The organism is Paenibacillus kribbensis (genome assembly GCF_001705305.1).
Taxonomy (GTDB): domain Bacteria; phylum Bacillota; class Bacilli; order Paenibacillales; family Paenibacillaceae; genus Paenibacillus; species Paenibacillus kribbensis_B.
In genome coordinates, this window is sequence record NZ_MCBP01000002.1 from 361,701 (window position 1) to 376,622 (window position 14,922).

Sequence of the window (14,922 nt, forward strand, 5' to 3'; positions counted from 1 at the left end):
ATTCTGAAAATACATCCCGTTTACGTAAAATGATTTGCAAAACGTGTAAGAATTCATTTATCACTTTCTTAAACATTGATTATCGAACTTTATTGAAACGCAAACATGGCACGATTATTTCTGTAATCCCGGCTTTTCCGACAGAATCAGGATATAAGGTATAATATAGGATAAGCCTGTGAGCATTGCCGCTGACAGACTGCGTAGATGGTTATAAACTCATAGGCTCACACTTGCAAAATAAAGGAGGCTTTTTACAAATGACTCAAACCTTTCAAGCCCTGGTCGTCGATCAGACACAGGACGGTGAAGTTCAGGCAGAGGTACGTTCTCTAGAAGCTGGCAGTTTACCTGCTGGAGAAGTATTGATTCGTGTCGCTTATTCCAGCATCAATTATAAAGATGGGCTTGCCGCCCGCAAGGATGGCAATATTGTCAAAGCCTATCCGTTCGTACCCGGTATCGATTGCTCTGGAACGGTCGTGTCTTCGGAGGATGGCCGCTTTAGCGCAGGACAAGCAGTGCTCGTGACCGGATACGGGCTCGGTGTGTCTCAATTCGGAGGCTTCAGCGAATATGCTCGCGTACCTGCGGATTGGGTCGTTCCGCTTCCGGACGGACTTACGCTGAAAGAGGCGATGATTTACGGAACAGCCGGATTCACGGCAGCCCTGTCGTTATATCGGCTGGAGCAAAACGGCGTTGCGCCGGATCAGGGCAAAGTACTCGTCACGGGAGCGACGGGTGGTGTAGGCGGTGCAGCCATTGCCTTGCTGAACAAGCAGGGCTACCATGTCGTAGCCAGCAGCGGCAAGGCCGATGCGCATGATTATCTCAAGGCGCTCGGAGCCGCCGAGGTCATTTCCCGCGAGGAGGTCTACGACGGCGCGGAGAGCATCCGGCCGCTGGGCAAGCAGCTTTGGCAAGCGGCCGTTGATCCTGTAGGCGGAAAGCCGCTCGCTTCGCTGCTCAGCCAGATCGCCTACAACGGCTCCGTTGCCGTGAGCGGCCTGACGGCAGGCACCAAGCTGCCTACGACGGTGCTGCCGTTTATTTTGCGCGGCGTAAGCTTGCTGGGCATAGACTCCGTCTTCTGCCCCTACGACACCCGCGTAGCGATCTGGAAGCGGCTCGGCAGCGACTGGAAGCCGGAACGGCTGGAGCGGCTGGTTGAGCGCGAAATCGGGTTGGCTGACCTGCCAACCGCGCTGGAGGATATCCTTGCAGCCCGCTCGCAAGGAAGAACGATTGTGCGGCTGGCCGATTAAGCGGAAGGGAATCCGCTAGCGATCACTTGATATCATTTTGCGTGAGGTAGCGGCATTCCTTAGGCTTGAACTTCGGCTTGGAATCATTTTAGAAGCCTGTAAATCTGCAGTTTTGAGATTTACAGGCTTCTTTTTTCGTGTGGTATCTGCTATAAAAATCACTTCACAGAGCCTTGTGTAACGCCATTGATAATCCATTTTTGAGCAATCAGATAAACGATAATCATCGGCAGCAAGGCCATCAAATATGAGGCAAAGGCCAGATTAAAGTCGGTATTGAACTGCCCCTGGAACACATACTGGACGAGCGGCAGCGTATACTGCTCCGGGTCACTGATAATAATGAGCGGCAGCAGAAAGTCATTATAGGTGGACAGACAGGTGAGAATTCCCACCGTAGCACTGATCGGCGCCATCAACGGGAATATAATGCGCCAAAATGTCCCCCATATCGTCGCACCATCTACCGTGGCCGCCTCTTCCAATGCCACCGGAATGGAGCGAATATAGCCGACATACACGAAGACATTAAATGCCAGACCATACACCGTATGCAGCATAATGAGCCCCAACAGATTGGTCATATGAAGCCCTGAGGCCAGTTTAACAATCGGCAGCATGATGATCGGGAACGGAATAAACATGGCGCTCACAAAGTAAAAATATAACCCCTTAAAAAACCGACGCTGCATATTACGGGCAATCGCATAAGCGACCATTGAATTGGTCAGCAAAGTGAGTATGACCGTCGATGTCGTGACCATCGCACTATTCTGAAAAGCGCTGAAAAAGTTAGTCATTTCCACAGCGCGACTAAAATTGTCCCAATGCAGCTCGGTCGGAAAAGCAAAGGCAGAATGCGCCATCTGTTCGGGATTTTTAAGCGCAATGGTCACCGTCATATAGAGGGGAAACAGGATAAATATCGTCCCCAGCGCCACCAAAAACAGCACAAGCCAGTTGATACGTCTGCTCGTTCTCATCAGTTATCCATCTCCCTTCTCTGGAGGAATCGCAGCTGTAAGATGGAAATCATCGCGATCACAATAAAGTAAATGACAGAGTTAGCCGACTGATAAGCAAATTCTCCACCTCTAAAACCTCCGGTGTAAATCAAGTGCGAAATGGACTGGGTTGCCCGGCCCGGACCGCCGTTCGTCAAGGCCACGATCTGATCGAACACCATCAGGGAATTTTTCATCGCCAGTACCATATTGATGGTGAAAAACGGAGCAATTAACGGAAAGGTAATGCTCCAAAATTCACGCCATTTACCCGCACCATCCAGATTGGACGCCTCATACAAGCTTGTCGGAATAGTTTGCAGCCCGGCCAGATAGAGAATCGTATTAAAGGCAATGCCCTGCCATACGGCTACGATCACCACCCCCACCCAAGCCAACTGCTCGCTGCCCAAGATGTTCGTCGATAGCGAAGTAATGCCCAGGTTCTGCCCCCAAATTGTAAACACGTTCGAGAACAAATAATTGAATATGTACCCCACAATCAGCACACTCAAAATATTAGGCAAAAAATAAATGCCCCGAAAGAAGTTGCGGAACCGTATTTTAGCATTCAGCCCCATGGCAATCAGCAAGCTGAGGACGTTAATCGCAAGCGTAACCACAATCGCAAACTTGAAAGTAAACCAGTAAGCGTTACCCACATTGTCGTCCTGAAACAAATTCACATAGTTTTTGAACCCGACAAAATGATACTGATGACCGAATCCGTTCCAATTGGTGAGTGAATAATACAAGCCCTGCAAGGCAGGCAAGGTTAAGAATATAAAAAACAATAGCACCGCCGGCACGGTCATCCAGTAAAAAGCCGTTAGTCGCTTGTTCATGTCTCATCCTCCTCCCCTATCGGCGGTTAGCTACTTTATCCCATTCACGGTCCAGCTTCGCCAGATAGGCGTCGATGTCCCCATTTTGCAGAAAAGCCTGCACAATGGAATTCAACTGCACAGCTTTGGGGATATAGTGATCAGCAAAATCAATGACACGCCCCGATTTAAAATACGGCAGCAGCTCTGCCACACTCGGATCATCCTGCGCGACTCCCTTCACCGCCGAGAACAGCGTTTGCTCCGTGATGTACTGCTTGCTGTTCTCCGGCTTCAACAGGAAGGCAATAAACTCCTCGGCCTCCTTTTTATGCGGGGTGCTTTCCGAAACGGCCAGCAGTGTATCGATACCGGACACCAGCTTGACCGCCTGCTCGTCGTTCCCTGTCGGTAACGGGAAAAATCCCAACTCCACCTTCGGATTCGCCTTACGAATTTCAGATATCGCCCATGAGCCCTGGATGTACATTAATCCCTGCCCGTTAGCAAAGGCTCGGTTGCCATCCGCATAGTTTTTGCCAAAATTGTCGCCATGCCCATACTCCAACAGCTCCAGCTGCTTTTGTGCAACCTCGCGGTACTTGTTCTGAAAGGTGACCTTGTTTTCGCGCCGTTGCAGGAAGAAATCAATGCCCACCAGATTCGGCCCAAGTGCATTAAAGGGAAGGTTCGTTTGCCAATCATCTTTATATGTAAAATAAAATGGAATTTTACCAGCAGCCTTGATCTTTTGCGCCGTTGCAATCAGTTCGTCCCACGTTTTGGGAATGCTTAAACCCATTTCCCTAAACAGCATCTTGTTGTACATCACACCATTTACATTCGCAGCATAAGGGATTCCATACACTGGGTCTATCCCGGTCACGTCCTTGAGCATTTGAAGATAAATCGAATCTACGCTGCTCGGTAGCTTGGTTTTAGCCAAATCCGTAAAAATACCGCTTTGCGCCAAAATGGAATAAGTATCGGTGGCTCCAAGCCCCACGATGTCAGGCACGTCGTTTTTGACGACCCGGGTCAATAGCACGGTCTCCGCCTCCGGCGGGTTTACCTGTGTGACCTCAATATCTGGATGCTCCTGATTAAATTGAGCGATCAGCTTATCAAAGGAGTCCTTGGCTTCCGGCTTGTTTTGAAAAAACTCCATTTTCACCTTATTTGAAGCATCATCCCTGTTGCATGCGCTTACAAAAACCGACAGCAGCAGGATCGCCGCCAACACAGACAGCCTTTGCCCCCATTTCCACATGCTCATACCTCCTTTTCCCCTATGTCAATCTATGCGGGACTAGACAATTCATACCCGTCCCTTGCAGAAAAGAAATGATGCACCCTATTTCAACATTACAGTCAATGGAATACGTTTCCATTTCCAACATAAGATTAACTGGACTATAAAGAAGGAGGAGATTGATTCGTGAGAAATTGGCGTCTTTATGGCAAAAAATCTTTCATCTTTACTATTATTTTTCTGCTTTGTTCCAGTGTAGGGTTATTGAATGCGGGTACATCATTTGCAGCCTCCGGTTTTTATGTAAGCGGAAACAATTTGAAGGATGCCAATGGGAACAACTTTGTGATGCGCGGGGTGAACAACCCTCATATCTGGTTTGATGCACAAGCCTATCAGGCATTGGATGCGATTGCTGCGACGAAGTCCAACACCGTCCGCATTGTGTGGCAAACCAATGGATCGGCGCAAAGACTCGGAGAGATCATCGAACGGGCCAAACAGCTCAAACTGATTTCCGTAGTTGAGCTGCACGATGTTACTGGCAGCAATGATGCCAACCGCTTGAATGAGATGGCTCGTTATTTCGCCAATCCGGCGGTGAAGAAAATACTGGTCGATAACCAGAAGTATGTCCTCGTGAATATCGCCAATGAATGGGGCGACAACAACCTGTCCGATGCCGCATGGCGGGACGCTTACAAAACAGCAATTACCACCCTGCGCAACGCAGGCTTGCCGAATACGATTGTGATCGACGGCTCAGGCTGGGGACAATACGCTTCCCCAATCAAAGCACATGGCGTAGAACTGCTGCAGCATGATCCCAACCACAATCTCTTATTTTCCGTCCATATGTATGCCAACTATAATGACTCCAGCAAAATCGGATCTGAGCTGCAAGCCATCAAGGACAAGGGGTTGGCTGTAATTGTAGGTGAGTTTGGCTACAACTACAACAATGGCAACAACAACCTGGGCACCACCGTGAACCCATATGAGGTTATGAAGCAGTCCCAAGCCAAAGGCATCGGCTATCTGGCCTGGTCCTGGACGGGCAACAACAGCGAAAACGCGTGGCTTGATCTCGTGAACAGCAGCGACTGGAAGACACCGACGGCGTGGGGAAATACTGTGTTTAATGATGCCAACGGCATCAGAAACACTTCGAAGATAGCTTCGGTCTACTAAAGCCGAGTCTCCCCGAAGGAAATTTGTGATAAAAAAAGATCCTGCCGACCTTCAAAGGGACGATTGGATCTTTTTTGCTTTATGATGTTCGGATAAGGCAATAACATGAAATGTCTTAGCGAATTAGAAAAGCAGCATCCCAATCCGGATTTTCATCCCCTATCAATGAAGCCAACACCAGTGCAACTCCAGCACTTCCATTTAGAAAGCCTGCCTCATCTACTTCTGCTAGCCTTCCATCCAATAGGCTATGATCATAAAAGCCAAATAACGAATTAGCATCGAACATATCCAGTACTTCTTCTAGTAGTCTGTCCCGCATCATACCTAACTGCTCATGGCCCGTATCTGAGTACATACGTTGAACCAGATGCAACAATCCCCCAATACCATGACACAATGTCGCAGAAGATAATCCTCCTTTGCGATAAAGCCGTTGTTCCATTTGCAGATAAGCACTGAGACCCGTTTCAATCCATTCCTCATTCTGTAGAGCTTGTCCCGCTAACCAAATGGAGCGAGCAATGCCCGGTACACCATAACACCAGGAATCACGATAATACTGCGTGCTTTCAGGCAGCAGACGGTCATCCACCCATTCCTCAAAGGAAACACGCCCAGGCCAAATTATGCCCTCCGTATCCTGAACACGCCAATGATGTATAAATTGCGCCAGCTTGCGTATATCGTCCACCAAAGGGGGAAAGTCGGCTCCATGAAGGGCAGACAGGCTCATAAAAGCTAATGGACCCGCGATGCCATGCGCAAGCCCTAAGTTAAAATTCCCTTGCGGATATTGTTTCTTTTCATTCTCCTGGAATTGATTCTCCGAGGTAATATGCCAGCCAGGTACAGAATGTCCATTCCTAGTACGGTCACTGCACATCACTTGAAACAACTCAATCGTCTGGTTCCATACGGTGCGCATAGTCGGGCGATCAGAAAATAACATGGCGATGCGTCCGGTCCCTGTAAAGCCTGATATGGTGTCATACTGGCTCATTTGTAATTGTCCTTTTCCCCATTTCTCCCGACATAGGGCCAACCTATGTAAAGTGACCTCTTCGAACCAGGAGGCAAGGGAATCGAGCATTCCTTGATAACGTGTGCCCTTCCTAGATAATGAGTAAATAGCCAGCAAAATACCTGATAATCCACTATACAGAGATAAGTCATGGATACCCTGTTGCTCCACGATCATACGAATTCGTTCTAAATACTGATGTCCTACAATATCCCAACCATTCTCAGGATAGAGACGATCCAACTGCCCCATTAATAAACATATTCCCGTGAACCCACTGCCCAAGCTTTCATCTGACCAACGATCTATCTTCATTTCGTCAGTTTCTATTGGAGGTATTTTTTTCATCCATAAACGCACCTGATCCGGATCCCTATAGCGTTCGGTAATCTCCTGCAATACTGCGGATATCTTATCCTTCATTCCTCCCTCGACGGGTATCCAATTGTCGCATACATATGAAATTGTCGTCATCCTGAAACTCTCCCTCCGGTTTCGACCAAAGCTTCTTCATTGAATGAACTAGCCTGTATGCTATACATCTCTGCATATAACCCATCCAATAGCATCAGCTCCTTATGGGTCCCTTGCTCGACAATTACACCATTATCCATGACCACGATTTTTTGCGCCAGACGTGCTGAAGAAATTCGATGTGTAATAAAAATTCCGATGCTATCCCTCATTAATTCTAGAAATAAGACCAGCAAATCCCTTTCTGCTACCGGATCCAAGAATGAACTCGGCTCATCCAAAATATACACATCTGCCTTGCGCAAAAAAGCCCGAGCAATTGCCATTCTCTGCCATTGGCCTCCTGAGAGTTGGTAGCCGCCCTCAAACCATTTACCAAGCTGTGTATCCAAGCCTTGTGGAAGTTTGGTTATAATCTGGTCTATAGCTGCGTACTGGGCTGCATGAATGAGCTCCTCATCCTGCTCCATACGCCCTAATGATCCAAAACCAATGTTATGACGTGCTGACATTTCATAATGCATGAAATCCTGAAACACGACTCCAATTTTGTCTTGAACCTGCTGCAAGTCATATTCCTGAACGGGACGGCCGTTAATTTTAATGACGCCACTATAATCAGAATAAAGCTGCATCAGAATTTTCATGAGCGTCGATTTCCCTGATCCATTTCTGCCCACAATGGCTATCGTTTGTCCTTTAGTCATTGTCAAATGTATATTCTGAATAGAGGGAACCGTTTGGCCTGAGTAGGTAAAAGAAACACCATCTATTGATATTTGCTCAATACACAAATCTTCTTTTTTTTCTCGGTCGGTCGGCAGTACCATTTCCTTTTGCTGGCGGACCGGGTCTGATGTGGGCAACTGCAGGAATAGAAATAGCTGCTCCATATACAAATTATTTTGCGAAAATTGTACAATTCCCTGAATCAAAGTCTGCATCTGGCTTTGAGTCAACATGATTGCTTGAATATATCCATATAAGCTCCCTATTAATATTTTTTTCTCGAGGGTCTCCCTAATAGCCAGCCATACTACCCCCAACAAAACAGCAAGCTCCAACAGACTGTACAGAAAGGTAACCTTAACACGTTTGCCCAAAATTTGTCGGTCCTCTACAAAAAATCTTTGCAGCAAATCTCCATATCTCTTGAGCAAATAAGAACTCAGGTTAAAAATTTTGACTTCCTTGACTGCACGATCATTGGTCAGCAGGTAAGTCATATACCAAGACTCCCGATATAACGGAGTTCGATTCATATAGATTTTAAATTGTTCTTTGTTTAGCTTAAAAATAGAATATACAGACACCAGAGAAACCATAAATAGAATGATGACCACCCACCATTTCCACAAAAAAATCAAGGTTGAGGAAGACAGCATAGTGACCAGGCTGGATAAAATTTTCGCCATTTGAGTATACAGTTGATACGGCCGATACGCGGCTTCCTGGGAAGCGCGTTTTAATTGATCATTAATTTCCGAATTCTCATAATCAGCTAATCCCAAAGAACTTGATTTTTCCCCGATCATAATATTCAGGGATTTGGATAGAACAGCCTCCAATGTTCCTTCAACATAGGTCTGGCTCATTGTAACTACACTTTTCAATATGTGAATCGCTATGAATAGACCAAACTGTACCATAATTATTGAGATGCCCTGGGCACTAAAAGAAACAATGCTGTTAAGCAGATTTTGCATAATGATCAGCGTCAAAACAGGCATCAAACCCTGAATAATATGCAAAAAAATGCTGGACACCATATAGGGCTTATTCATACCAAATACTAACGCAAACAACTTTAATCCCTGGCGCACAGACTTACAGATAGTAGAAGACTCAAGATTCCTAGTTGCTTGAATATCAGTCATTGGCGATTCCCCCGATACTGAATCAAACTGTTCAAAGCATGTCTGGCCATAATCATGACCTTCCGCTCTCGATCCCTGCCTATTCCGAGCAGTCGATTCAGATGCATATGAGTCACACTGAACACAATATCCTCTCTTGTGTTGGTGATTTCTCCTTCCAGCTCCTGCTCATAAAGCACACGGCTATATTGCTCTACGGCTTCTTTTCTTATGTTAAAAATGCTCTCTATAGCTTGGCGGTTGGATTGTATGGAATCCGACATTTCCAGATCGGAAGTCATCCATTGTAAAAAGAACTTTCGTTCCTTGCGAAAATCCTCCAAATACTCCTTGAAATCAAAATATTGATTCATTAGTTTGAACGCATCTTTCTCATGGTAACCAAACTGATAAAGGATATTGATAACACTTAGAGTAGCTATAACATCCTGTTCCAAGGAAACCTGATTAAATCTGATGAGATGTACAAGTTTAGCCGTCACCTCACTATCGCAAGAAAACATCCTCTCTGCCCAGGCCATGAGTTTATTCCCACCGTAACGCTCTATTTCAGGCTCGTACGTGTCGATGACAGCCCTGACTATCATTCCTTCGTGCAGAAGCATCTCCGTCCATTTATGAAACGTGGAGAGGAACGTATTTGCTGTCCTATTCTCTGGCAGTTCAAAACGGACACGCAGATGCTTGTTCGGATCGGCATATCGGATAAAATACGCCTGAAGGATGGTACCATTCTCTCTATTCTCCCGCACAAATTCTTCCCAATATCCACCGATAAACTCATCTTGCCGGCTATTCATACCGTATAACTTCGCGTAAAACCAAGATTCTCCCGGCAGATAAGTGCGGGCTGTGTTTGTCATGTGTTGATTACTCTTTCTTATATGCAATTCGAGAGAAGCCGCAGCTTCCTCCACAAAATGATAAGTATCATCAGTCTGATTTCGCACGAGCGGACAAACAAATTCAGCGGTTAAATGTCCTGTTCCACAGGAGACGAGTGCACTGTCAATACCACCAATGTGCTCTATCAAGGTAACCTTGCCTTTGAACTGGAGATCTCTGCAAATTTGTTCGATATGTAAAGGATGATCCATGTCTAGCAAAATACGATTATCTGATTCAATCATGTAAACATAACGCGGTATATTCCATTTCTTTTGAAATGCGCTTATCTCCTCAGCAAAATCAGCCATATTCTTTCCCGAGTTACTTGCTGCCTCACTTGTAATTCTCCATGTTCCCGGATAAAGAATGATATGCTTGTATCTGAGACGCGGGGTAAAAGGAGCGTGTGCCACAAACCCCCACTCCATGGGGGACCAATGACGATAGCCATCCTCGCTAACCTCCACGATAAAACGGTATATATTAGGAGTTAATTCCGCATTAAGCATATGTCCCGGACTAGCAATGACCTCACAATTGCGGCTCTTTGATTTCAAATAGAAGTGATCGTTCCTTACGCCAACAACGAGATCAGACATATGAATTTGTCGATCTTCCGGCATCGTATGATTAGTCCCGATTGCGATCTCATAAGGTCGAGTTTGCCTCGTTAACACTACATTTGCTGATCTTCCCGAGCTAGGCAAGTAGGATATCCCAGCCAGCAGCTTTTTGGGCTGCAAGCGCTGCTCTTCCAACTGGATACTAGAGAATATATCGTCAAAAGACTCCCCGAACAGGTCCAAGAATCTGCCGAACGTCTTTCCCGCTGCGTCAGACCCCTGATTAGGTGCCAGGAGCAATGTATATTCACCTCGATCCAAAGCCTGCTGGTCGGAAGCAATCAACTGAAAAAATAATTCCATGGAAGGTGCTGCTGTCCATTCGTCCGATTCCTGTCCCTTTACCAATTCGTCTATCATGTCATCTGTCAATACAATTTCATGCTTCACTTCACGAATAGCAGATACAAACCATTGAAACAAAAGCTTCTCCTGATGTGATCTCGACTTGGATGGAGACATATTCTGTAGCCGTACTCGACGGCTCGTGGGGTGTTTATAGCCTGCCGGAGTCCCCAATCCTGTGTCCTCATCCAGTAAATCCAGCAAAGGCACCTCTCGATATGGTCCGTATTTTTCCAAAAATTCTACACAAAACTCGTCTAAAGGTCTATTCTCACGCGTTGAAAGTCTGGTCAATACTTCTGCAACACACTCAATATCCTTACGTATGGACTGCGGAAGAACAATATCTCGATCTTCCAGAGAGAGGTCGATTTGCAAACTGGATTTTGCACTGAACATTTGGGCCATTTTTTGTCTTAAATTCTCAAGTATCTGTCCCCCTTGGCCTATAGAGAGACGATTGTAATTAGCAGAAGTATCTGCGATTTCATCAAGATCTCTTTTTAACTCTTCAATACCTACTACTGAGTTCAGAACAGATCGTATATGGTTCAACGGTTCAGTAGTCGTCGTAGGCGGAATAAGTTCGGAAATCAGGAACTCTTGCTCGAAAAGCTGCCACACATAACGCTCAATCATCTCAATATCAGCAGCCTCAAATGTTTTGCTAAGGTGATTGACCAAATCCAGATATGGTATAAAGGTGGAGCAGGCGTCCATCACACAATCAAATACTTGAGTCGTACGAACAGATACACTCTGGTCTTCGCCATCGACCATGCTACCGTGCCTTGTCGTGTAAGGAATTTTAGCCCGGTTACCCTGACGATAAATTAGTGTATTACTCCGAACCCGCAGCTGACGTACAACCTCTTTACGGCTTTCAATCATCCCAACTGCCTTCATCAGCCATTCCATGTCGGGTCGTGCACGCTTTTGAAACGTGTTCATCCCTCGCAAAAATAGTTGTGATTGTTCTCCGAATTTTCCATAAGTGATACCCGATAATAAACCAAACGGTGTTGGTCGTGTAATCATTCTAATGATATAACGCATAAAAGCTTTAATAACTTGCCCCTGTTTGCGAGGATTGTCTTGATTGCTGATATGTACTAAAGAGTCAAGCAAAGTGGGACTAGAAACTGCCAATGCTTCACGTATGAATGGATCGCGAGACAATTCCGTTAGACGTTCTAATGCAATCTCCCTAGCATCTTCCCCCTCTTTAACACTGACCGGAAAGCATTTATAAAACTCTTCCATGGGTAATACAGGAGTACGAAGCATAAAGAAATCCAACGTTTTGTACAGATCGCCTATTGTCGTCTTCATGGCGGAGCCTCCATTCTAAACTGAACTTTTAAATTATTTTTCTTTGCCAACGTACAAAGCTAATAACCGATCCGATCAGTATAGTAGCGATTAAACACATCCAGAAATTAAGGGAACCTTCAACTCTTAAAGCAAGTACAATTTGTTGAAAAGGATCCATTAACAAGACAAGCGGTCTAATCACCTGATAAAGGGCCGCAGACAAAACAAAAATAACAATAAAAGCAAACAAGGGCCTTGAAATAAACAAGCATACCGCACTACTCAAAAGCAACTTCGCCACACAAGCCAGTGTTAGGACTAAATAGAAAGCAAGTGTATATGGAATAGCATCCGAAGATGAAGACACTGCTTCTGAACCATATTTAAAAAAAGTGGAGGCATGCGGAAAAAGCAGCCACCCTGCCACCATACCTATAACTAAAGCCGTCCCTGTAAAAATGACTGTTGTAACCGTTAAGGCGAGTAGTTTACCAAGCCAAAATCGGAAACGACGATACGGTCGCAATACATATAAACGATATGCTCCCGTATGAAGATCGCCGCCTAATTGATCAACATACAAAATAGGCAGCATCGCTAAGATTAAGAATAGAGAAATCTCGCTCATCATAAGCCACGGCAGGTTCAGATTGTTAACAACCACCGTCCCTTCACCAAACCGATATCGCATTGTGCCATTCGTTTTAAGACTCCATATATTCACAATAATAAGAAGAAGCATTGCTATATATAATAGAAAAGTAGATTTTCGATTCCAAATTCGCTCTAGTTCACTCAACCAGATTCCAGACATAACAGGTCCTCCTAATACAAATAATCATCAGCTACAAAACGACGATAAGCCCACCCTGTAAAAAAAATCAGATGAAACAAGACAGCAACCACAATCGCACCATTGATAGACCAATTCCATATCAGAGATTGATCGAGACCCCTGTATTGTAAATATGGAATTAGTAAAAACGAAACCAAATTTCTTAAAAATGGAATAGAAGAGAACAGAGCCGCTAGTTTCAAGTACAGCGGATCAAACAGCAAAACACCCAGATTGTACGTCATACAAATACCGATCGCATACGTTACACTTTTGCTGCACATAGCAATAAATGAATAGAGGGAGCTTATAGCTAATAAAGAGGCAAATGCCCACCCATAATATTCAAACGCCCGGAGCCACATGTGTCCGAAAATACCTACATCACTTATATGATTTGAGAATTTCCAAACACCTACGGTGACTTGTGAGGATATACCATATACAATCAGGAGAAGTAAAATGGAAGTATTTACAACCAACAGTTTACTCCAGAAAATCTGACCACGGGTAAAACGGCGCATAAACAATAATCTCAGTTGCCCGCTCCTAAATTCCTCCGTAAATACGGCGGCCACCAAGGTAGCCACAGCAAAATTGCATATTAAATATAGGTTTTCACGCAAGCCTGCAACAATAAAATTCCTAGATAAGATTTCAACAGGAATCCTTAGCGTGTGCAATATATATATCCCAGTCGAATAAACCAGTACAGGGGTACACAAAATCAGTAACCAGAACCATTTCCTTTTCCACAGTCTTTCAAACTCGCTATAAATTAGTGCCTTCATAGTCCCATTAGCCCCATAAAGGCATCCTCTAACCGTTGACCTTCCTTGACAAGTTGATCGGCGGCCCCTTTCCAGACAAGCGTCCCCTCTTTGATTACAATCAGTTCGTCACACATTTGCTGTAATTCATCTAATAGATGACTTGAGACAAAAAAAGCATAATCATCTGTGTCACGCAAACGGAGGATTATATCTCTCAGCTCTCGCATCCCCATAGGGTCAAGGCCATTAGAAGGCTCATCGAGCAAAAGTAGTTCAGGGCTACCTAACATGGATTGAGCTATGCCCAGCCGTTGTTTCATCCCCAGTGAATAGGTTTTGACTTTATCATCCCCACGCTTTTCCAGTCCCACCCGTTCCAGTAATTCTTTGATATGGTTTTCCCGATCCGAGGACACAATTTCCGAATGCAAACGAGACAAATTGCGCAGTACCTGTCTGCCTGTCATATAATCAAAAAAGACTGGAGATTCAATAATAGCGCCCACTTTGGATAACGCCTTTTCCCGATCTGTATGTACATCATATGATGCTATCCTTACAGAACCACTAGTAGGCTGCATCAGTCCTGTCATGATTCGCATCATCGTCGTTTTGCCGGCTCCGTTGGGGCCAATGAATCCGTATATTTTACCTTTTTCGAGCTCAAAGGAAATATTATTTAGCAAACTTCGCTTGCCTACATTTTTGTTTACCTGCTTCACTTCCAATAAGAAATCGGACATACTTTTCCCTCCATTACCAAACACGATATCAAAAATACCTCTGAATAATTTTATAGTTAAAAAATAAATATTTATCAAACAAGAAAAAGGGACATTAAGGTCCCTCCTTCTTGTTTTTCATTTTATGGATGTACAATAAAATCATGATTTAGAAAGGCTACACTCGAATTAGCAGAGTGAACCAATATTTGTAAAGCATCTGTTTCCACAGGTTTCAACACAACTGGCAGCTGTCTTGCCGCTAGAACATGCCACAATGCTCAGAACTTGAGGCTCCACAGAACCTTGGGATTTGTTTACTTGAACATCCAGATCAAATAAATTTTCAGCCATTGCATTCCCCCCCTTTCATTCAGATATACCATTAGCCTTCAGCGAGACTCATATTCACCCCGCCGAAACTTTCCTTCTCGCACTAGAAGAGAAGGATTTATATGAACAACACCCCGACCAGATCGTCACCTACTCGAAATATTGCCATATATTA

The 14,922-nt window shown here is 44.9% G+C and carries 12 protein-coding genes; 2 read left to right on the forward strand and 10 right to left on the reverse strand.

Features of this window, described 5'->3' with window-relative positions; translation table 11 throughout:
* Window positions 1-260 precede the first annotated feature (260 nt).
* Entirely contained in the window at window positions 261-1,268 is a 1,008-nt protein-coding gene (locus BAZ21_RS04880; protein ID WP_068497630.1) for an acrylyl-CoA reductase family protein, read from the forward strand.
* A 158-nt stretch (window positions 1,269-1,426) separates the two neighbouring features.
* Here the strand turns inward: BAZ21_RS04880 and BAZ21_RS04885 are convergent, their stop codons facing one another.
* The 3 genes from BAZ21_RS04885 to BAZ21_RS04895 are packed head-to-tail and all read right to left on the reverse strand — an operon-like array spanning window position 1,427 to window position 4,366.
* On the reverse strand, window positions 1,427-2,251 hold the full coding sequence (locus tag BAZ21_RS04885; RefSeq protein WP_068497632.1) for a carbohydrate ABC transporter permease: 825 nt from the start codon (window positions 2,249-2,251) through the stop codon (window positions 1,427-1,429).
* The gene (locus BAZ21_RS04890) at window positions 2,251-3,117 is read right to left on the reverse strand and encodes a carbohydrate ABC transporter permease (protein WP_068497634.1); all 867 of its coding nucleotides are present in this window, start codon (window positions 3,115-3,117) and stop codon (window positions 2,251-2,253) included. Before BAZ21_RS04890 ends, BAZ21_RS04885 begins: the two co-directional genes overlap by 1 nt.
* A gap of 16 nt (window positions 3,118-3,133) precedes the next feature.
* Entirely contained in the window at window positions 3,134-4,366 is a 1,233-nt protein-coding gene (locus BAZ21_RS04895; protein ID WP_084011505.1) for an ABC transporter substrate-binding protein, read from the reverse strand.
* Between the two features lie 168 nt (window positions 4,367-4,534).
* Here BAZ21_RS04895 and BAZ21_RS04900 point away from each other — a divergent pair, with 168 nt between their 5' ends.
* Window positions 4,535-5,539, forward strand: a complete 1,005-nt coding sequence (locus tag BAZ21_RS04900) for a cellulase family glycosylhydrolase (RefSeq protein ID WP_068497636.1) — start codon at window positions 4,535-4,537, stop codon at window positions 5,537-5,539.
* A 115-nt stretch (window positions 5,540-5,654) separates the two neighbouring features.
* On the opposite strand, the gene BAZ21_RS04905 is transcribed toward BAZ21_RS04900, so the two are convergent.
* The 7 genes from BAZ21_RS04905 to BAZ21_RS29360 all read right to left on the reverse strand — a co-directional run bounded on the left by BAZ21_RS04905 (window position 5,655) and on the right by BAZ21_RS29360 (window position 14,768).
* Entirely contained in the window at window positions 5,655-7,037 is a 1,383-nt protein-coding gene (locus tag BAZ21_RS04905; RefSeq protein WP_068497637.1) for a lanthionine synthetase C family protein, read from the reverse strand.
* The gene (locus tag BAZ21_RS04910) at window positions 7,034-8,821 is read right to left on the reverse strand and encodes an ABC transporter ATP-binding protein (RefSeq protein WP_176718099.1); all 1,788 of its coding nucleotides are present in this window, start codon (window positions 8,819-8,821) and stop codon (window positions 7,034-7,036) included. The genes BAZ21_RS04905 and BAZ21_RS04910 overlap by 4 nt, the downstream gene beginning before the upstream one ends.
* A gap of 89 nt (window positions 8,822-8,910) precedes the next feature.
* Window positions 8,911-12,102, reverse strand: coding sequence for a lantibiotic dehydratase (locus BAZ21_RS04915; protein ID WP_068497638.1), 3,192 nt, complete (start codon window positions 12,100-12,102; stop codon window positions 8,911-8,913).
* 28 nt (window positions 12,103-12,130) lie between these two features.
* Window positions 12,131-12,898, reverse strand: a complete 768-nt coding sequence (locus BAZ21_RS04920) for a hypothetical protein (protein WP_068497639.1) — start codon at window positions 12,896-12,898, stop codon at window positions 12,131-12,133.
* Between the two features lie 11 nt (window positions 12,899-12,909).
* The gene (locus BAZ21_RS04925; RefSeq protein WP_068497640.1) at window positions 12,910-13,710 is read right to left on the reverse strand and encodes an ABC transporter permease; all 801 of its coding nucleotides are present in this window, start codon (window positions 13,708-13,710) and stop codon (window positions 12,910-12,912) included.
* Window positions 13,707-14,435 carry an ABC transporter ATP-binding protein gene (locus BAZ21_RS04930; protein ID WP_068497641.1) on the reverse strand — a complete coding sequence of 243 codons (729 nt, stop codon included), beginning with the start codon at window positions 14,433-14,435 and terminating at the stop codon, window positions 13,707-13,709. Before BAZ21_RS04930 ends, BAZ21_RS04925 begins: the two co-directional genes overlap by 4 nt.
* Before the next feature lie 168 nt (window positions 14,436-14,603).
* Window positions 14,604-14,768, reverse strand: coding sequence for an FDLD family class I lanthipeptide (locus tag BAZ21_RS29360; protein WP_218061415.1), 165 nt, complete (start codon window positions 14,766-14,768; stop codon window positions 14,604-14,606).
* Between the last annotated feature and the right edge of the window lie 154 nt (window positions 14,769-14,922).

What these genes read in the sequence shown, in the direction of transcription:
- BAZ21_RS04925 (WP_068497640.1), bottom strand. Translation starts at nt 13,710, where the DNA reads ATGAAGGCACTAATTTATAGCGAGTTTGAAAGACTGTGGAAAAGGAAA.
- BAZ21_RS04880 (WP_068497630.1), top strand. Translation starts at nt 261, where the DNA reads ATGACTCAAACCTTTCAAGCCCTGGTCGTCGATCAGACACAGGACGGT.
- BAZ21_RS29360 (WP_218061415.1), bottom strand. Translation starts at nt 14,768, where the DNA reads ATGGCTGAAAATTTATTTGATCTGGATGTTCAAGTAAACAAATCCCAA.
- BAZ21_RS04885 (WP_068497632.1), bottom strand. Translation starts at nt 2,251, where the DNA reads ATGAGAACGAGCAGACGTATCAACTGGCTTGTGCTGTTTTTGGTGGCG.
- BAZ21_RS04920 (WP_068497639.1), bottom strand. Translation starts at nt 12,898, where the DNA reads ATGTCTGGAATCTGGTTGAGTGAACTAGAGCGAATTTGGAATCGAAAA.
- BAZ21_RS04930 (WP_068497641.1), bottom strand. Translation starts at nt 14,435, where the DNA reads ATGTCCGATTTCTTATTGGAAGTGAAGCAGGTAAACAAAAATGTAGGC.
- BAZ21_RS04910 (WP_176718099.1), bottom strand. Translation starts at nt 8,821, where the DNA reads ATGAATAAGCCCTATATGGTGTCCAGCATTTTTTTGCATATTATTCAG.
- BAZ21_RS04895 (WP_084011505.1), bottom strand. Translation starts at nt 4,366, where the DNA reads ATGTGGAAATGGGGGCAAAGGCTGTCTGTGTTGGCGGCGATCCTGCTG.
- BAZ21_RS04890 (WP_068497634.1), bottom strand. Translation starts at nt 3,117, where the DNA reads ATGAACAAGCGACTAACGGCTTTTTACTGGATGACCGTGCCGGCGGTG.
- BAZ21_RS04905 (WP_068497637.1), bottom strand. Translation starts at nt 7,037, where the DNA reads ATGACGACAATTTCATATGTATGCGACAATTGGATACCCGTCGAGGGA.
- BAZ21_RS04915 (WP_068497638.1), bottom strand. Translation starts at nt 12,102, where the DNA reads ATGAAGACGACAATAGGCGATCTGTACAAAACGTTGGATTTCTTTATG.